The sequence below is a fragment of the Chryseobacterium sp. ON_d1 genome, from assembly GCF_006829085.1.
GTDB lineage: Bacteria > Bacteroidota > Bacteroidia > Flavobacteriales > Weeksellaceae > Chryseobacterium.
On sequence record NZ_BJTC01000016.1, the window covers coordinates 107,399 to 127,229 of the forward strand.

The window sequence follows — 19,831 nt, forward strand, 5'->3', positions numbered from 1 at the left end:
ATGAAACATCAAAATTTACCTACAGAAGATTTGAAAAACTATGGAATTATTAATGATGATCTAACTTTTTCCAAAAAATTAAGTTCTGACGATATTAAGAAATTTCTTCAGGGTTATACAATTGTTGCAGATAATGAGAGAAACAGGGCAACCTTCCAACTTACTGATAATAGCACCCAGCTGAAAGTCATATTTCTTGAGAGGGACAAGAACCTTACAGAAATTCTTGAACAAAGCAAAGAAAAATTCCAGTATACGGACATTAAAGATCTTTCAAAATCTCAACAAGATTGGGGTATCGAAAAGAAAGCCTTCATTTTTGATAAGCAAAATGGAAAAGTAGTTGAATTTGACTTTATTAAAAATGCTACTGAGCTTACCGCTATTATAGCCGATCAAAAGAATCTGCAGGAACTAAACCGCTACAAAGCTGAACTACAAAAGCTGAAAAATTATATCTATGACAAAATCGACCAATACCCGGAAATTGCTAAAGAAATCTCAAATGATATCACAATAGTTTCCAGGGAACTCGATGCCGTTGCGAGAATCTCCATCGAAGATGAAAGGTTTCGGAATGGTGATTCTAATATTTTGTTTGATGTGATCGATTCAGATCTATACGACCAGGCTAGCAGAATGAGCGAGGAATATGAAGGACAGGAAGAAGAGTTACAAAAGGCAAAACTTAGAGGAAGATAATTTTTTATACATCAATGATTATGAAAAGTCATGAAATTTTATATTCCGCTGGCAATAATGATGAATGTCACACTCCTAAATACGCAGTAATACCAATCCTTGGATATATACCGGAAAATGCTATTGTCTGGTGCCCCTTTGATACACAAAAAAGCGAATTTGTAGAAGAAATCAGCAAAACAAATAAAGTTGTGTTTTCCCATAAGGAAGAAGGTAAGGATTTCTACAGGTACGAACCTGAAAACTGGGATATCATCATATCAAATCCTCCTTTTACCAATAAAAGAAAAATTTTTGAAAAATGTCTGAATTTCAATAAGCCTTTTGCATTGTTAATGTCCAATACCTGGTTAAATGATGCCGCACCGAAACAACTTTTTATGCAAAAAGAATTACAATTACTGATGTTTGATCAAAGAATCAAATTTAAATGTAATGGACTCGTCAATAATAAGATTACTTACAGCAGCAGTTATTATTGCTGGAATTTCCTGCCAAAGCAAATAGTTATGGAAAAAATTAGTCGAACGATAAATAACTGTCACAAGAAATCATGAAACGCAATGGAAAGGAATTATCCTGGTTCGAAAGAGTAATTAGTTCCAGAACCACAGCCTATAAAGATTTCATAAATGAACTGGAAAGCGTACCATCTGAATTGTTTTTTCGATATGGCGAAAAAGAGAATTTGGTTGCTGCGTCCGGCCTTCCGGAGGGGTGGATCTGGTATGATTATGACGATGGAAGCGGTTCTTTGAGAAGCCCGGAGGGTCATTCCTATTACAGCTATGATCTGCAAACCCAGGAGTACCGATCACCTTATGGAAAAAATGAATGGAAAAATATGGGTGATTTTAAAAGTTTGGATGAATTTAAAAGCGATTCTGAAGAAGCCTTAAAAGAATCAGCGGCACAAAATGATCTTTATCCAAAACTATCTAAAGAAGAGATAAAGGGGCTACTAGATTACAGAATCTTGAAAAAAGAAAACGAATATAAACTGAAAGATTTAATGATTACAGCAAGCCAAAGAAAGGCTTTTGCGGAAGAAATGGAATTTGGAACAACTAACGGCGATTATTCACTGACAGCAAAGCAAATGGACACCATCCCTGATATCCTCGACGGTCATTCTTTAACACCAAGTGATAAATATGCATTGGCGTTTGGTTATTTGGAAAAACGGGAATATGGTGAGTTTTACACCGTCTTAAATAATGGTGAAATATTAAAAACTTATTTGGATGAAAATAATTTGCCCTCATATAAAACACTAACAAACAATGATATAAAGTTTAACAATCAAAATCCACAAATTATGGAAACAGAAAAAGAATTCGACAGGGTACAATACCTGAAAGACCAGATGAAATATCTTGGCTTCGGCGAAAGTGAACAACTTCACAGAGATTTAGAAAAGGGCCTTCAATCAACAGAGCAACATTTTGAAATACAGACGGGTTCCGATAAAGCTTTACCCGGAAACAAAGCTGATTTTACGCTAAAATTCAACAAAACCGATAGCGGCGGCGTTTTTCTCAATTCATTCAATGCAAAACTGACTAATGAAAAAAATGAGGAACGTTCCCATAATTTTCCTGTCAGCAAGGATAACAGTTTTACCGCAAAAGAGGCCATCAATCTTCTGGAAGGACGCAGTGTAAAGATTGAATTCGATAATCCGAAAAGCGGGCAGCGGGAAAATGCCTTTGCGCAATTTGATTTCAATGAGCCTAAAACAGAAAAAGGAAACTATATGTTTCAAAACTTCTACAAAAATTACGGTGTTGACACGGATAAGATCGTTGAGAAAGCAAATTTGGTCTTCGATAAACCAGAATGGAAGGATAATGCTATAAAATCTTTGGAAAAAGGAAATATCGTTAAAGTAAAATTTAAACAGGACGATTCCATCATCGAAGGAAGAGCAGTTCTGGACCCACAGAACAGAAACCTTAAACTCTATGACAATGAGATGAACAGGCTGAACACCAATAAACCATTGGAAGGGCTGGAACAGGATAACAAGCATGAAAAAAATAACGTGAAAGAACAGAGTATCAAACGATAAATTTTACCTGACTATTATCCGAAGGCGGTAGGTCTAACGATTTACCGCTTTTCATAAAAACCAACAAGATGAAATTAAAGTTCACATTATTATCCTTTGCAATGACTTTCGGTTTAAGTTCCTGCAATAAGGAAATCAAATCCGAAAAAGGGGGGATCGATCTCGTTTCAAATGTATATTTCAACGCTTCTAAAGGATTGGAGCAGATGCAGAGTTTCCATATTTCTAAAATAAGCTATTCCGGAGATGAGTTGATCGAGATCATTCCCGACCGAAGCTTCCCGGAAATGAACAAGCAGCTTTACTATATGACCGATTCTCTTTGCTATCCATTGGGTTTCCAAGGGAAAACCTTCCTGCTTTCTGATATTGTTCTAAAACAAAAGCCACTATTGGTGTGGGCGAAGCGTGAAGGTGCCGTCTTTTCAAAGGAATTGATTCCCAATTACAGGAACAGAAAAAATCTTTCCGACACCGTTCTGTTTGGAAAACAATACAAACGCTTCGAAATCAATTCGCCCTGGAACTATAACCGGTTTTATATCTTCCCCACAGATACTATTCTTCCTTATTCTCTATACAAACACGCTGAAACCGATTATCAAGGCAGACTGGAACGTATCGACTCCTACAATAAGAAAAATGACATTTTCGTTACCCTTCAATTGATTCCCAGAAAAAACTGGGATCAACCGGCCAAGGAATTATTTGAGTTTAATCATTTCGTAAAAAGCAGAAAAAGTGAGTGACCCGTTATACAACGCAGATGACATCTCAATTATAGATGGGAATAAAATGGAATTGATTGTTTTTTCTAAAAAGGGGGATCATGATGGATTCTAAAGAAAATGAAATTAGTATGAAGATCTAAATTAAAAGAAAAAATATAGTATATTTTAGCGATCTATACAGTCTGTATTTAGTATATTTGTAATACAATAATGATAATTATTGCTTATTAATATGATTAAATAATACAGTTATGTTACTTATATCATTATCTAAAGCGCAAAAAATGATTGCTACTCATGTTCGTGACCGTAGGCTTCTGATGGAGCTTACTCAGGAAGGTCTTGCTGAACGTTCAGGTGTAGCACTTTCCACCCTTAGGAAGTTTGAGCAAAAAGGATTGATTTCTCTGGACTCTTTTCTAAAGATCTTGATGGTGGTTGGAGGATTGGAAGAATTGCTAGATGCTCTTAAGCCAGATAAGCCAGCTTTCAATTCAATAGATGATGTTTTAAAACAAGATGATAGTATAATTAAAAAAAGAGGTAGAAGAAAATGATTAAGCCTGTTGCAGAAATAAAAGTGGGGTTAGATTTTGGCTTGGCAGTCCAGCCTGTTGGACGTCTTGCAATACGTGATGGTGTCATCTACTTCCAATACGATGACAATTTTTTTGACGCAGGAATCGAAATATCTCCTTTCAGGCTGCCTCTGAAAAGGGGCGTTAGTGAATTGCCTCTGCATCCATTTGACGGATTGGCAGGAGTATTCAGCGACAGCTTGCCGGATGGCTGGGGAAGATTGCTGTTTGACAGAATGATCAGAACCTTTGGATTGATGCCTTCAGATGTTTCGTCACTGGACCGCCTTGCTCACGTAGGTATGCACGGAATGGGAGCATTAGTCTACGAGCCGGATAATAGTCCTGAAGTGCCGCAAGATAAAGTTGACCTGGACGTGCTGGCTGTACAAACTGAAAAAGTCCTGGAAGGAAGTTCGGAAGAGGTAATTACTGAGCTGTTAGCTTTAAATGGTTCATCAGCAGGTGCCAGGCCTAAAGCACTTATTGGCGTAGATAGCGAACGTAAAAATATTTTATACGGAGCCCAAAACTTAGACGAAACTTTTGAACATTGGTTGGTTAAGTTTTCCAATTCACAGGACGGTCCGGATTCCGGAGCTATTGAATATGTCTATGCACTGATGGCTGCAGAAGCGGGTATCGCAATGCCGGATGTGCATTTATTTCCTTCTCAAAATGGTGGGAGCGGTTATTTCGCAGTGAAGAGATTCGACAGGGACGGTAATAGGAGATTACATATGCATACCGTAAGTGGATTGTTGCATAGCAATTTCAGGTTACCTTCGCTTGATTACGAAGATCTACTGAATTTGACTGCAACCCTGACAAAAGATATTCGTGAAGTCGAAAAAATGTATCGACTGGCGGTTTTCAATGTTATGGCTCACAATAGGGATGACCATGCAAAGAACTTCAGTTTTTTAATGGACGAAACAGGCAACTGGAAACTTTCGCCTGCATACGATTTAACATTTTCGACAGGTCCTGGTGGAGAGCAGAGTACAATGGTCCTAGGAGAGGGCAGAAATGTAAGCATAAAACATTTGGCAAAGTTAGGTCAGGAAGCTAAACTCCCACAGAGTCTAATCGATAATGTTATTGAACAGACTAAATATGCATTAAACCAATGGAAAGATTTGTCAAAAGAGTTCGATGTAGACAAGCGTAATGCAGAAGTAATCAATCGTATGATTACAAAGCTCTAGCTATTATCCGGTGAATAAAGATTGATTGGGTATTTTTTGGACTGGAGATTTTTAGCAGAAAGCTTTTCCAAATATCTGCTTTCGTTTTATATAATGTTTTACTGGCTAGACAATTTAAATGATAAGAACTATAAGTTTTGCTCTTGTAGTTTATTCTATTTTAATCCTTTATTACAAATCAAAATTCGTAAGTAACCCATTTAGTGGTTAAATAGACTTTGATCAATTTATGATGCCATATTCTACCATATTTATTGCGATTTTAGCTGATAATATTTGATTATTAAAATAACAGTTATTGTAAAAAATATACTGAGTCAAAATGATCAATTAATCTATAAGTTAATGCGATAAGTATTCAGGGGCGATGCGTAGCAAAAGAAAACAAAAAGATTCTCAACTTAGAGATTTGAAGGAATTCGAGCTCGAACCGCTTATGAAGTTTAACGAAATGTCGGTAAGTGAGGCCGATAAAATATTGAAAAGATCAAACATCAATATGTCTGAAAAAGAAATTTCAGATGTGCTGGCTTTACTCCATACTCTAGTAAAGATGACCCTCAAAGAGCTCATCTCTGCTAAAAATTAATTTCGTATTTTAGTGAATATAATATTGATAATCAAATTGATCTCAATATTAGTCACCTTCTAACATACTAATGAAAACTTTATGCAAATCGCCGATTTATATATCCGAGTTTCAACGGATGAACAAGCTGATAAAGGTTATTCACAGCGCGATCAGGAAGAGCGCCTTCGCAAACATTGCAATAGTCAAAATATTCAAATCGATCGGGTAATTTTTGAGGATCATTCTGCAAAAACTTTCGACAGACCAGAGTGGAAGAAATATATGTTTAGCTTCAGAAGAGGCAAGCCTGCTAAAGAAGTTAGACTTCTTTTGTTTACTAAATGGGATAGGTTTAGCCGTAATACAAGCGAAGCTTACCAGATGATCTCTAAACTTACTAAGTTAAATATTTCTCCTCAGGCTATTGAGCAGCCTTTAGACTTGAGAGTTCCTGAAAATAAACTTTTATTGGCTATATATCTTTCAACTCCTGAAGTAGAAAATGATCGTCGTGCATTGAATGTTATTTATGGTATGCGCAGAGCCATTAAAGAAGGCAGAATGATGGGAACTGCGCCTTACGGATATATCAATAAGTGCACGGAAGATGGCAGAAAATATGTGGCAGTAAAAGAACCTGAGGCCTCTAACATCATCTGGGCCTTTAAGGAAGTAGCGAAGGGACATCTCCCAAGTGCAAAAGTTAGAGAGCTAATGAATAAAAGGGAGGGTAGGAAGCTCACACGTAATTCTTTTCTTGAGGCTCTTCGCAATGTAGTTTATTGTGGTAATATTGTCCTAAAAGCACATGGTGATGAAGAAGAGAGAATTATTAAAGGCAAACATGAGCCTTTAATCTCAGAAGAACTTTTTATGAAAGTTCAACATATACTCAGAAGGAAAAGCAATAAAGATATTTTTTTACCGGGAGGTAGGGTCATCAATGAAGACAGGTATCCTCTGCGCGGATTACTGCTATGCCCAAAATGTGGAAAAAATTTAACTGCAAGTAGTGCTAAAGGAAGGTCAAAGCATTACTACTATTACCATTGTACCTTAGCATGTGGCTTCCGTCACAACTCTGAAATAGTTAATGAACTATTTGAGGCAGAACTTTCAAAATTTGAGTTTATTCCAGCATTTGCAAATTTGTTAAAAACTATAATGATGAAAAATTTTTCAAGTGTTACGGACGGTCTTGATGATGAGCGAAAAATACTGACTGAGCAAGTCACCAGAATTGAACAAAAGATAGCAAAAGCAAGAGATTTATATCTGGAAGATAAATTAGATGAAGAGGATTTTAGAGCTGTGAAGACAAAAAATAAGGATGAACTTGACCGACTCTTATTCAAACTCAATTCGATAAAGCAAACCAAGAAGGATAATAACGTAGAACTTAAGCTGGATGCGGCTTTGAAGGCTGTTACGAAAATTTCTGAGAGATATAAAAAAGCAGATTCAGTAGACAAAAGAGCTATAATTGGTTTGATATATCCTGAAAAGTTAACCTTTGACGGCGAGAATTTTCAAACCGCAAAAATCAATACTTTTGTATATACTATCTTTCTGATAAAGAAGGAATTAGGAAATAAAAAAAACCGACAAAGAAGTGAAAAATCTTCAAATGTCGGTTTTGTGACCTCGACAGGATTCAAACCTGTAACCTTCTGAGCCGTAATCAGATGCGCTATTCAGTTGCGCCACGAGGCCTTGTGTTTTCTTGTTGTTTAACGGTTGCAAATATACCACTTTTTTCCGTTCTTTGAAACATGAAACAGAAAATTTTACTTTTATTTACGGTATTCTCGCTAATTGCCTGTAAAAGAGAAACAAAAAATTCGTCCTCAGATTGGACAAATATCTCTAGCCGTACCCGGTTTAAAGAACATGAGGGAGTTTTGGAGCTGAAATCAGGAAATTTTAGTTATAACTTTAAAAAAAATCAAACTCCTTTTAAGAAAATTATTCTGCTGAATGCAAGTATGGCAGGGTATATTTCAGAGCTTGGAGCGGAAAATCTGATCATTGGAGTTTCCAGTCCGGAGTATATTTATTCGGATAAAATTCAGAGTCTGATTCAACAAGGGAAGATTCAAAATGTAGGGAGCGAACAGAAATATGATGTGGAAAAGATCATTTCTATGAAACCGGATGCTATTTTTACCAACCATATTGCCAGCTTTGACAATACGTATGAACTTTTAAAAAACAATGGCATCCAGGTGATATTCCTGGATGAATATATGGAGCAGAAGCCTTTGGAGAAAACAGCTTATATTAAACTTTTTGGAGAATTTTTAGGAAAAGAAAAAGAAGCGGAAACCAAATACAAAGAAGTTGAAAAAAATTACAGCAATCTGAAACAGCTTGCGTCAAAAGCAAAAGAAAAGCCTGTTGTCCTGGCCAACGAAATGTATGGCGATGTCTGGTATCTGCCAGGGGGGAATACTTCTGTAGCGCATTATATCTCGGATGCCAATGCCAATTATATCATGAAGGATAATAAAGATGAAAAAGCTTTAACCATGAGTTTTGAAGAAGTATATGCCAAAGCAAATGGAGTACAGTATTGGGTAAATGCCGGCAGCCACCCTTCGAAAAAAGAGATGCTGAGCATGAATCCATTCTATGGAAAGCTGGATGTATTCAATAAAGGGAAGATCTACACCATCGCAGGAAGAGAGAAATTAAAGGCAAATGACTTCTTTGAAAGTGGTGTGGTAAGAGCAGATCTGATTCTGAAAGACTATATCAAGATCTTCCATCCTGAACTTTTACCGGATTATCAGCTTACTTATATGAAAGAATTGCACTAACTCATACTATTTGCTTATTTTTGCCTTTCCTTTTTATCAAGTTATGTGGAAAAAAATTAAACAGCTTATCTTCATCATTCTTGTTTTGAATGTAGTTTTTATCATCTGGGGTAGATTCTTTAATCCACCGATTACCCTTACCCAGATAGGGGGGCTTTTTGAATATGGAAAACTGCATCGGGATTATATTTCCTATGACGAAATGGGGAATAATGTAAAAAAAGCAGTTATTGCATCCGAAGATCAGAAATTTTTTGACCATGACGGTTTTGATTATACAGCGATCGAAAAAGCCATGAAATATAATGAGAAAGGCAAAAAAATAAGAGGAGGAAGCACCATTTCCCAACAGACTGCTAAGAATGTATTTTTATGGCAGGGCAGAAGCTGGGTAAGAAAAGGGCTGGAGGCTATCTATACTTTCATCATCGAAAAAGTATGGACTAAAGACATTATCCTTGAAAGATACCTGAATTCTATAGAAATGGGGCAGGGAGTATTTGGTGTGGAAGCGGCTGCACAATATTATTTTGGGAAATCATCCAAAGATTTAAGTGCTTCAGATGCAGCCTGGATTGCTGCTGTATTGCCTAATCCAAAGAAGTATGATCCTAAAAATCCATCACCTTATTTAAGAAAGAAGCACAATTGGATCATGAGACAGATGAGGAATGTAAGTTTGAAATAGTATCTTTGTACTAATGAAATTCTTTAATTCCAGCACAAATTTTGAGTCAGTTCTTAAAAAATATTTTTCTTTTAAGAACGAAACCCTTTCTTTAGAACCTTTTGCAGAGTTTTTAGAGACGATAAAAGAGGCTGACTTTACAGATGTGCTCAATTTTTTCAGAAGCAATCCTAATTTTGCGGAAAACTTCAAATATTATATTCACAATATTTTCAGAGGACGACCATTCAATCTTTCCCTTACAGAAGCCAATATTCTTTCAGAAAATGCCTTTTTTCCTGAACTGAAAAAAAGAATACTGAATAAGGTTTTACCACCCGTTGAAAACGAAAAAACGGTTTGGTATATGATCGATAATGTCAGCCTGAGACCGAAAAAAGATCTCACATATCTGCACAATCTTCCTGAGAATGAAATTGATGAATTTTTAAAACTATTGGGAGCTTCGGATTTTATTATCCGTCCTAATGTGAAAAAAGAACTTATCTTCTCTATGAATATCCTTTCCTGGAGGGTTACAGGAATGGCCATGGAGGTGGAAGTGGTAAGAATGGCTCCTCAGTACAGAAATCTGGACAACCCGTTTCTTGCCCTTCAGAACGAACTGGAAACCTTAGCAGAAGATCTGGTAAAGGATCCATACCTGCAGCTGCACTCCAAAGATAGCAGATATAAACAGATTAAAATCTACGCAGAACAGTGTCTGGAGTTTGTCAATATTGCATTTAAAAATTCAGCTAAATATGGCATTTCAGGAAAAATTAATCAATCTCTGTTAAAAATACGGCAGCAGACTGAAAGGATTTTTGAGATTGCCCAGTTATTGGTTATTGATACTGATGAAGATGTTCTGATAAAATCTAAACAGCTGGTTTTTAATATCCTGAATTATAAATCTCATAAAAATAATATTTCTGATCTCATCAATGACAGTACGAGGCTGATCTCTCACCTTATTACCAATCATACTGCAGAAACCGGAACCCATTATATTACTTCCACCCGAAAGGAATATATGACCATGTTTTATAAGGCCAGTGGAGGAGGTATTATTGTTGGGGCTCTTTGTGTTCTGAAAATGCTTTACGGATATATTCCGGGAAGTGATTTTTCCCATGCTTTTCTGTACTCAATGAATTATGCAATGGGATTTGTGATGATCTATCTGATGGGTTTTACCCTTGCTACAAAACAGCCTGCAATGACAGCGGCTACCATGACAAAAGTATTGTCTGAAGAAGGAAATGCCCAAAGAAATAATACAGAATTTGCCCATCTGGTATCCAAGCTATTCCGCAGTCAGTTTATTGCCTTTGTAGGAAATGTACTGCTGGCCTTTCCGGTAGCGCTTGCTATCATTTACGGCCTGGATGTATTCTTTTCCCAAAATCTGGCTGTAGAAAGATCCGACAAATTGTTAAAAGACCTTGATCCCTTTCAATCAAAAGCGATTCTGCATGCGAGTATTGCCGGGTTTTATCTTTTTATCTCCGGAATTATTTCCGGAAATATCGGTAACAATTCTGTTTTTTATCAGATCCCTGAAAGAATTGCCAAAAATCTCTCCATCAGAAGCTTTTTCGGAAAAAAGTTTGCAAAAGGCCTGTCAAAGTATTATGCTAAAAACTGGCCGGGAATCATTTCTAATTTCTGGTTTGGGGTATTCCTGGGGGCTACGGCGCCGGTAGGAATGTTTTTCGGACTGGATCTCGATATCAGGCATATTACCTTTGCTGCCGGTAACTTTGCATTAGGATTATATGGAAAAGATTTTTCAGTAGACTCCTACACATTCTGGATATCTTTCTTAACAGTATTTCTGATCGGTTTCTTCAACTTTCTGGTGAGCTTCAGCTTATCCATGTTCCTTGCTTTCCGATCCAGAAAGATGAATTTCGGACAGGTGAGTGAGATCTATAAAGAAATTTTCAGGTATTTTATGAAACACCCATTGAAATTCTTCCTGCCCCTGCGCTCCGGACTGGACAAAAAAGCAGATGACCTGATGAGCAGTACGATTTCCAATAAATCAGAAGAACATTGATCTTAATAAATAAAAAATGCTGCCTCTCAGGCAGCATTTTTTCTATTGCTATAGCTATTAAAGGCAAATAGGAAGTCATCAAAGAAGTTTATACAATCTGTAGATCCCTGAATTTCTCAGCTCCGAATTTATCCTGAAACTTTTTGAGATAAAAGCTTTTACGCATTTTAAAATCATGTTTCAGCAACGGGGAATCAATGGTAATAATAATACATCCATTTTCAATATTGACACTTCTGATTTCTTTGAAAAGACTTTCATCAAGATATTCTTCAAGGAAATCTTTAATGTCAAAAGCAATAAGTTTATGTTCAAAACCATAAATTCTGGCAAAAGATTTTACCAGTTCAGAGGATTGATATTCACGTTTTTTCTTCTTCATAGTTGGGTTCGCGTTTCGAGGTGCGTGATTCGTAATTATGGAGTTCTGCGGTTTGGGTTTCGGGTTTTGTTTTTTTATTCCAAGTTTCTATAGCTCATATTATTTGTGTTTTTAGGATATTAAGTTAAGATAAAAAGTATTTCGATGATAAATAAATTTTTATCGTACAGATAAAGCGCGCAACTTTAACCTCGTATTTTATAAACCTGACATCTCGTACCTCGTATCCCGCATTAAACTTCAAAAATGATACTTTCCTCATTAATTTTCTTCACGACACTTTCAGTACGTTCTCTGTGGGTATCGGTGATGAAAATCTGGCCAAAACTTTCTTTATTCACTAGCTCAATCAATTGGGAAACTCTGATGTCATCAAGCTTATCAAAAATATCATCAAGCAACAGAATAGGGGTCTTTTTCGTAAGCTCTTTGACAAGACTCATCTGAGCCAGTTTTAAAGAGATCAGAAAAGATTTCTGCTGCCCCTGAGATCCGATTTTCTTAATTAAAACATGGTCCATTTCGAAAAGAAGATCATCCTTATGAATTCCTTTTGAAGTATAGGTCAGCATGCGGTCTTTTTCAAGGCTTTCCTTTAAAAGATTTTCAAAGGAATCTGCCAGTAAATGAGATTCATAAATAACAGATACAGTTTCTTTTCCGCCGGAAATAATCTGATAGAAATTCTGAACAATGGGGTTCAGCTGTTCTACGAAATCCTTTCTTTTGTCAAATATTTTTGTCCCGAATCTGATGATCGGATCATCATAGATCTCCAGTGAATCTTTGTCCCAGGTTCTGTTCTTGGCAAAATATTTGAGCAGGGCATTTCGCTGCTGAATTGTCTTCTGATACTGAATGAGGTCAAAAAGATACTCTGAATCCGTCTGAGAGATCATGGCATCCAGAAACTTACGTCTGCTCTCCCCGGAATCCGAAATAAGATTGGAGTCATAAGGAGAAATCATAACGCTCGGAAGATAACCGATATGATCTGCAAGCCTGTCATAGCTTTTATCATTTTTCTTAATTACCTTTTTGGCTTCTTTGGGCTGGGTAATTCTGATGATATCTTCGCTGTCTTCATTCCGGATTTCAGCATCAATGGTGAAAAAGTCCTCTTCATTTTTAATGTTGTTGAGGTCTGTATTGCCCAGAAAGCTTTTTCCCACCGATAAATAATGCAGTGCATCTAAAATATTGGTTTTTCCCACGCCGTTATTACCCACAAAACAGTTGATCTGCGGGGAGAATTCAAATTTTTTCTCAGAATGGTTTTTAAAATTGTAGAGGGAAAGCTTCTTGATAATCATTCGTCAAAAATACTCCATTATTACTAAAAATAAAAAAGGAAGTGCAGAACACGTCTCCACTCCGAATGAAAAATAAGCATCATCTCTTTTATTTTCAGAGAAATAAATAAGAATATAAGTTATAATACTTGTTATAAAAAATGATAGAGCATAATGCAGTTCAAGATATAAAGTTGAAATGATGCTGCTGATGAAAACAAGAATATAGGCAATGTATTTGGTATTCTGAACCCCTATCAGCATAGGAAAGGTTTTTACGGTATCACTATTCATATCCCGGATATCAAAAGGAAGGACCAGTGCTGTAATAAAGAAAAAACTGATCATAAAAATAGGAATGCTGAATTCAGGAAGCGTAAGCCAGCAGTTCACCAAAGCCCAAACCAATCCTACATAAAAAACTTTCAGCAAAGGAATTTTTCTGATATAAACATCAAGAAAAAAGCTGTTATAAAGCAATCCGAGTACAACAATAATAAACCATTTCAGAAGTCTTATTTCATTATGATTATGAATGATTAAAAAAGCGCAAACGATTCCGGCTACTGCGTTTACAACCACTATTTTGAAGAAATGTTTGGTATATTGGTATTTGGTATAAAGATAGCCGCTGAAATAAGTGATGAAAATCAAAAGAACAGTAGGGAAACGGAATGTGTTTTGCTCTTTCATGAAAAATACTGCAAAAAGAGTTCCCATAAGGGAGACATACATTTGGCTGTCAATGACAGTTTTTTTCAGTACTTTTAAGATGTTCATTTATCAAAATTAATATATATGAAAAGATTTTCCAAGATTTTTCTGCTTTTGCTTATAATGCTGAGCATTTCAAGGGTGTCCGCGCAAAAATATTACGATACCCAATGGAAAAAAATTGCTGAAAACAGTACAAAAGGAGCGTATAAATCTAATCTTCCCATTATTTTAGACATACAAAAACAAGCCATGAAAGAAAATAATGCCTTCGAACTGATCCGTTCTCTGAAAGCGGAATTCAGTATTGTAAATCAAACGGTGGACGATGATAAGAACAATACCGCTTCTCAGTTTTTCAAAAAACTGAAAGATACGGAAGGGAAGCTGACCGGTGAAGGCAAGCTGGTATACAAAGTTCTGCTGAACGGATTCTTCATGGATTATTACAACCAGAATCTATGGAAAATAAACGGAAGAACCAACATTAATTCCCAGGATGTTTTGCAGATTGAAACCTGGAGTAAGCTTGATTTCAAAAGCTATCTGACCAAAAGCTTTCAGGAACTTGACCGGGAAAAACCTGATATGAAAAAGATTTTCCTGGAAAAATATAAGGATATATTTTCCGGAACAGGTGATATTGCTTATTTCCCAACGTTGTCTGATTGGTATGCGCTGAAAAAAACAGAATTTTTATCTGATAATAATATTTTCACGAAAAATGAACTGGCTGCCAACCGTACAGATATTAATACCATCTATGATGAACTGATTGCACAGAACACCGGAAACGCAAAGCTGTACTTCATGAAAGAGAAAATTACAGAAAACTGTAACTTCAATTACTGTAAAGATAAACTTGAGCAGCTGCAGAATCTCTTAAAATCTAATACTGAAGGAGATTACAAAGTAATGATCATGGGAGATATTATGGATGAACTGGTCAGTAAAAAGAAGCCTAAAGAGGCTCTTGCAATAGCTGCCCAGGCGAAAAATGAATATCCGAAATCTCCTTTTATTGAAAATATCAAAAGTAAAGAAGCCCAGATTACAAATCCGTACCTGACGATTAAATATGAATCCCAGACCCAGAATAATCTGCCGATTCATTTTGTGGCGCAATATCAGAATGTCTCAGAATTTACCATGAATATTTATGAAGTAAAGGACGATTTTACCTCATTTCTTCAATATGTTCAGAACTCGTATTCCAATACTTTCGGAAAACTGAAAAAGAATCTGGTAAGGAAAGAGATATTCCAGCTTCCTGATCCTAAAGATTATCAGAACCATAAAACTTCACTGGAAGTTAAGCCGCTTCCATCAGGTGTGTATGTCGCAGAATTTACGGTGGCAGGTGCTGATATGAAAGATACAGATTCAAAACAGAATTTTTATTTTCTGGTTTCAGGAAACAGAATTATTTATCAGTCTAAAACAGACAGGAATCCTCTTTCTGATGAGCTGAAGCTGGTAAACAGTGAAAATGGAAGGCCAGTGGTCAATGAAGGACTTAGATTTTATGAATTTGTTTCCAATAAAACTTTAAATAAAATTGAAGGAGCTACCAATGCAAATGGAGGGTTTAAGTTTCCTTCCACGGAAAGTAAAGAATATTACAGAACATTCCTGATTCAACAACCTAAGACCAATGATTTCCAGATCATGCAGATGTATGGAAACAGAGGGTCTGCTGAAGATTATAATCCTAATAAACAAATTCGCTCAACGGCTCAGATTTTCATTGACAGAGGGATTTATCGTCCAGGCCAAACCGTTTATTTTAAAGTGATCAATACCAGAATTAATAAAGAAGTTGAATCTGTTATTTCAGGATTAAAACAAAAAATAACTTTACTGAATACCAATAATGAGGAAGTTTCTTCTCAGGAATTTACTGCCAATGAGTTTGGCTCCTATCACGGAAGTTTCATTCTTCCAAAAGGAAAACTGAACGGTAATTTTTATCTGAGAATTGAAGGTGAAAGCCAGGGGTACAAGAACTTCAGAGTAGAAGAATACAAGAGACCTAAATTTGAAGTAACCTTTGATCCGGTAAAAGAAGAATACAAATATGGTCAAACTATAGATTTAAAAGGAAAAGCCATAATGTTCTCCGGAGTTCCGCTGAGCAATACGACAGTGAACTACGAAATCAAAAAGCATAATATCCGATGGAGATATTTCAGCTGGTATCCGCAGGATGATGATAATGAAAACTCAATTCTTGGCGAAGCAAAAACCAATGAAAAAGGAGAGTTTATCATTCATTTAGAACTTAAAAAAGATGAAAAGCTGGAAGGAATACAGATTGATAACTATGCAGTGAATGCATCTGTTACAGATATCAATGGAGAAACACAGACTGCCGATACCCAATTGAAGGTAGCATCAGTTTCTCATTACATTCAGGCAGAAAACATCAGCAATAGTTTTACAGATGAAAATGTGAAACTGAAGGTAGAAACCAAAAATTATAACGATCAGAATCTTAAGAAGCCATATCAGGTTAAGCTATCAAAACTGACCGCTCCTAACAGAATTTTCAGAGATAATTTCAAATCTGATGTTCAGAACCTTCCAAAATATTCAAAAGAAGAGTTCATTAGCAAATTTCCACATGATCTTTTTGATAAAAATGATGAGATCAAAAACTGGAAAACCGAAAAAGTATTGATTGAAAGACAACAGCAGCCATTCGCTGATAATTCTCAGGCAGCAGCCAGTCTTGATTTAGGAAAACTGGAAGCAGGAGATTATCAACTTGAACTTTTCAATATTGAAGGAAAAGATACCATCAAAACCTCACAGTATTTCAGTGTCTGGGATAAAACTTCTTTAAAACCAAACCAGAAAACATTCCTTACGGTTATCGCTCCGAAAGAAGAATTGTCAAGAGGAGAAAAAGCAAAAGTGTATGTATTCTCGGCAGTTCCTGATGCGCTGGTGAATGTTTTTGTGCAGGATGGATCAGGAAAAACCGTTTCCGAAGTTCATCAGCTGAAAAAAGGGATATTGGAATATACCGCTGAAATTCCTAAAGATAAAAGTGTTTCGGATCTTAACCTTCAGTTTCAGCTGGTGGCATTTAATGATGTGAATACCGAATCTGTTTCCTTAAAAATAAAAGACACAGAAAAACCTTTAAAAATTGAAACCGTAACCTTCAGAGATAAGCTTGAACCTAACGCTAAGGAAAAATGGACGGTAAAAGTTACCGGAAATGACAAGGAAAAGATCAACGCTGAGGTATTAGCGAATATGTATGATATGTCTCTGGATCAGTTTGCTGCCAACAGCTTTACTTGGAGAAAACTGTATACTCCATTTGTAATCCTTACTTCTTATGGGATCAGCAATTACCTTCAGCAGCAAAATTATCAGAAAAGGCTGAGGTATTTTGAAGACAGATATGTAACTGTTCCTCAGTTTAACTGGTTTGATGGGAATTATTATTCAATTTCAAGGGAAACCATTGTAGGGTTTAGCAATCAGGAAGGAGTAAAAGCTCCGGCTTATGCATTACCGCCATCACCAATTGCTGGGCAAGCAAAAGGTATAAGAAGAAAAGCTATTGCTGAAGATAAAATAGCAGTAGCACAGAATGTGTTACCTGAAGCAATGGAATCTGATGCAGACGGTGTTTTAGATCATGATGATGTAGAGAAAGGCCTTGATAAAGTAGCTGTCCGTCAGAACCTGAACGAAACAGCATTTTTCTATCCGGATCTGAAAACCGATGCCGAAGGAAATGTCAACTTCGAGTTTACCTCTCCGGAAGCATTGACCAAATGGAAGCTGATGTTCCTCGCCCATACTAAAGATGCAAGAGCGGCTACCCTGGAAAAAGAAGTGGTAACACAGAAAGAATTCTCTGTGACTCCAAACTATCCAAGATTCCTGAGAGAAGGGGATGAACTGAACCTACAGTCAAAACTTTCAAATCTTACTGATAAAAAGTTAAATGGTTCCGCAGAATTACAAATTCTGGATGCCTTTACCAATGAGAATATTTCTTCAAAATTCGGAATGAGTTCAGGTGTACAAAACTTCAGCTTGAATGAAAACGGAAGCAGCGCATTGACATGGAAATTAAAAGTTCCGGACAATGTTTCCTCCGTTATTTTCAAAGTGGTTGCTAAAGCAGGTCAGTATTCTGACGGAGAGCAGCAGGCTATTGCTGTATTACCGAACAGAATGCTGGTGACGGATGCGGTTCCGGTTTTTGTGAAAGAAGGAGAAACCAAAACATTTGTACTGGATAATCTTAAAAATAATACATCCACGACAGTGTCTAATGTTTCCAATACATTGGAACTGACGACGAATCCGATCTGGGAAATCATGTTTGCCCTTCCAAGCCTGAAAAACGATCAGAACAATTCTGCGGATGTAATATTTAATAAATGGTTTGCAGACGTACTGGCTTCGGAAATATTCAAAGCCAATCCGAAAATGAAAACTGTATTTGAAGAATATCAGAATAAAGGATTATTAAATTCAAATCTTGAAAAAAATCAGGAACTGAAACAGCTGTTGTTGGAAGAAACCCCTTGGGTACTGGAAAGCAAAAATGAAGGAGAACAGATGCAGAAACTGGCATTATTATTTGATGTCAATACCATGAAAAACTCAATTAATCAGGATTGGGAGGATTTCAGAAAACTGCAGAATCCTGACGGTGGATTCTCATGGTATCCAGGTTACCCAAGTTCTTACGGAACGTCGCTGTACATCCTTAAAAACTTAGGAAAAATCAATTCCTGGTTAAAAGATCATGTGAAAGACTATCAAAGCGCTGATCAGCAAAGTATTGTTGCTAAACTGATTCAGTATGTAGATAATGAAGTGAACAAGTATTTTGATGTGAAAAAAGGGAACGTCTGGAACAACTGGGCGATGGACTATCTTGATGCCAGAAACTATTGGGAAAAACAATATCCTTTAAAAGGAAAAGGAGCTACTCTGAAAACGCTGGTGAAACAAAAAGCCAAGACCGCTAAGATCACAGATTTTACATTCTTCGGGCTTCATCGTGCAGCATTATTAATGAACGATTATGGTCTGAAAGAGGTCTCAGATAAGTTAATGATTTACCTTAAAGAAACTTCTACAGATACCAAAACACAAGGTGTCTATTGGAAACAGAATCTTAATGACTGGGGATGGTTTGGTTCTAAAGTAGTCAACCATGCCGGAGCACTGGAAGCTTTTAATACGTTAAAATCTAACGACCAAAGCTTTATTGAAGATATGAAAATCTGGCTGGTAACCCAGAAGGAAGTCAACTCATGGGGAAGCTCAAGAGGAACAGCAGAAGTGATCTTTACGATCTTGAACTCAGGAAAATCATGGACAGGAGCAGAAAGTGATAAAGCCACTATCGTTTGGGGTGGAAAAGAGCTGACGCCTCAGACACAAGCTACAGGCTATGTGAAGTCAACTTTGAAACCAGAGGCTGTAGATGAGAATTTAGCAACGGTAACGGTTACAAAACCCGGCCCCGGAATTGTTCAGGGAGGATTGTTCTGGCAGTATTATGAAGACCTTGATAAAATCAAATCTTCCGAAAATTATATTTCTGTAACGAAGGAGCTTTATAAAAAAGTGAAAACCGTAAACGGAGAAGAACTTCAGAAGATCTCTGCTGAAACCCCATTGAAAGTAGGAGATAAAGTGACGGTAAGAATGATTCTCAATACAGACAGAGCGATGGAATTTATTCACATCAAAGATATGCGTGCTGCAGGATTTGAACCTGTAGATGTGTTGTCCGGATATCAGTGGAAAAATAACCTTGGATATTATCAGTCGACTAAAGATGCTTCTACCAATTTCTATATTCAATACATGCCGAAAGGAAAATATGTTTTTGAATATGATGTAGTGGCCAACGCATCCGGTAAATTCTCCAACGGAATTACTACCATGCAGAATTACTATGCACCGCAAATGAATGCTCACACAAAAGGGAGCAATGTGATAATTTCAGAGTAACTGATAAACATAAAAACTGCAGTAATTTTAC

Annotated in this window: 15 protein-coding genes and 1 tRNA gene; 12 read left to right on the top strand and 4 right to left on the bottom strand. The window is 36.6% G+C overall.

The features are described from left to right. The 8 genes from CRS_RS21690 (at position 1) to CRS_RS21725 (ending at position 7,535) form a co-directional block, all read left to right on the top strand. Complete coding sequence (locus tag CRS_RS21690; protein ID WP_142726040.1) at positions 1–702, top strand: hypothetical protein; 702 nt, start codon at positions 1–3, stop codon at positions 700–702. 20 nt (positions 703–722) lie between these two features. Further along, positions 723–1,259: a tRNA (adenine-N(6)-)-methyltransferase gene (locus tag CRS_RS21695; RefSeq protein WP_228451320.1), complete on the top strand. Its 537-nt coding sequence runs from the start codon at positions 723–725 to the stop codon at positions 1,257–1,259. Continuing rightward, positions 1,256–2,773 (top strand): hypothetical protein, encoded by a 1,518-nt coding sequence (locus CRS_RS21700; RefSeq protein ID WP_228451321.1) that lies wholly within the window; start codon positions 1,256–1,258, stop codon positions 2,771–2,773. Before CRS_RS21695 ends, CRS_RS21700 begins: the two co-directional genes overlap by 4 nt. Positions 2,774–2,841: 68 nt before the next feature. Then, complete coding sequence (locus CRS_RS21705) at positions 2,842–3,522, top strand: hypothetical protein (protein ID WP_142726041.1); 681 nt, start codon at positions 2,842–2,844, stop codon at positions 3,520–3,522. Between the two features lie 233 nt (positions 3,523–3,755). Continuing rightward, positions 3,756–4,061: a helix-turn-helix domain-containing protein gene (locus CRS_RS21710; protein ID WP_142726042.1), complete on the top strand. Its 306-nt coding sequence runs from the start codon at positions 3,756–3,758 to the stop codon at positions 4,059–4,061. A gap of 41 nt (positions 4,062–4,102) precedes the next feature. Continuing rightward, on the top strand, positions 4,103–5,290 hold the full coding sequence (locus CRS_RS21715; RefSeq protein ID WP_228451322.1) for a type II toxin-antitoxin system HipA family toxin: 1,188 nt from the start codon (positions 4,103–4,105) through the stop codon (positions 5,288–5,290). 409 nt (positions 5,291–5,699) lie between these two features. Continuing rightward, positions 5,700–5,879 (top strand): hypothetical protein, encoded by a 180-nt coding sequence (locus CRS_RS21720; protein ID WP_142726044.1) that lies wholly within the window; start codon positions 5,700–5,702, stop codon positions 5,877–5,879. Between the two features lie 81 nt (positions 5,880–5,960). Continuing rightward, positions 5,961–7,535 carry a recombinase family protein gene (locus tag CRS_RS21725; RefSeq protein WP_142726045.1) on the top strand — a complete coding sequence of 525 codons (1,575 nt, stop codon included), beginning with the start codon at positions 5,961–5,963 and terminating at the stop codon, positions 7,533–7,535. Here CRS_RS21725 and CRS_RS21730 read toward each other — a convergent pair. Further along, positions 7,501–7,574 (bottom strand) — tRNA-Arg (locus CRS_RS21730). The two genes, CRS_RS21725 and CRS_RS21730, sit on opposite strands and share 35 nt — an antisense overlap. A gap of 59 nt (positions 7,575–7,633) precedes the next feature. Between CRS_RS21730 and CRS_RS21735 the strand changes: the two genes are divergently transcribed. From CRS_RS21735 to CRS_RS21745, 3 genes are read left to right on the top strand one after another with little or no spacing between them, the layout of a single operon-like run. Beyond that, positions 7,634–8,680: an ABC transporter substrate-binding protein gene (locus CRS_RS21735; protein WP_172617135.1), complete on the top strand. Its 1,047-nt coding sequence runs from the start codon at positions 7,634–7,636 to the stop codon at positions 8,678–8,680. A 43-nt stretch (positions 8,681–8,723) separates the two neighbouring features. Beyond that, complete coding sequence (gene mtgA, locus CRS_RS21740; protein ID WP_142726046.1) at positions 8,724–9,368, top strand: monofunctional biosynthetic peptidoglycan transglycosylase; 645 nt, start codon at positions 8,724–8,726, stop codon at positions 9,366–9,368. A gap of 13 nt (positions 9,369–9,381) precedes the next feature. Continuing rightward, on the top strand, positions 9,382–11,412 hold the full coding sequence (locus tag CRS_RS21745; protein WP_142726047.1) for a recombinase: 2,031 nt from the start codon (positions 9,382–9,384) through the stop codon (positions 11,410–11,412). Between the two features lie 88 nt (positions 11,413–11,500). Here the strand turns inward: CRS_RS21745 and CRS_RS21750 are convergent, their stop codons facing one another. The 3 genes from CRS_RS21750 to CRS_RS21760 form a co-directional block, all read right to left on the bottom strand. Next, positions 11,501–11,794: a DciA family protein gene (locus tag CRS_RS21750; RefSeq protein ID WP_142726048.1), complete on the bottom strand. Its 294-nt coding sequence runs from the start codon at positions 11,792–11,794 to the stop codon at positions 11,501–11,503. Positions 11,795–12,027: 233 nt separating this feature from the next. Then, the gene (gene recF / locus CRS_RS21755; RefSeq protein ID WP_142726049.1) at positions 12,028–13,107 is read right to left on the bottom strand and encodes a DNA replication/repair protein RecF; all 1,080 of its coding nucleotides are present in this window, start codon (positions 13,105–13,107) and stop codon (positions 12,028–12,030) included. A 3-nt stretch (positions 13,108–13,110) separates the two neighbouring features. After that, positions 13,111–13,866 (bottom strand): hypothetical protein, encoded by a 756-nt coding sequence (locus tag CRS_RS21760; protein WP_142726050.1) that lies wholly within the window; start codon positions 13,864–13,866, stop codon positions 13,111–13,113. Positions 13,867–13,884: 18 nt separating this feature from the next. Between CRS_RS21760 and CRS_RS21765 the strand changes: the two genes are divergently transcribed. Then, a complete protein-coding gene (locus tag CRS_RS21765) occupies positions 13,885–19,800 on the top strand; it encodes an alpha-2-macroglobulin (protein WP_142726051.1) in 5,916 nt (1,971 codons plus the stop codon). Positions 19,801–19,831: the final 31 nt, after the last annotated feature.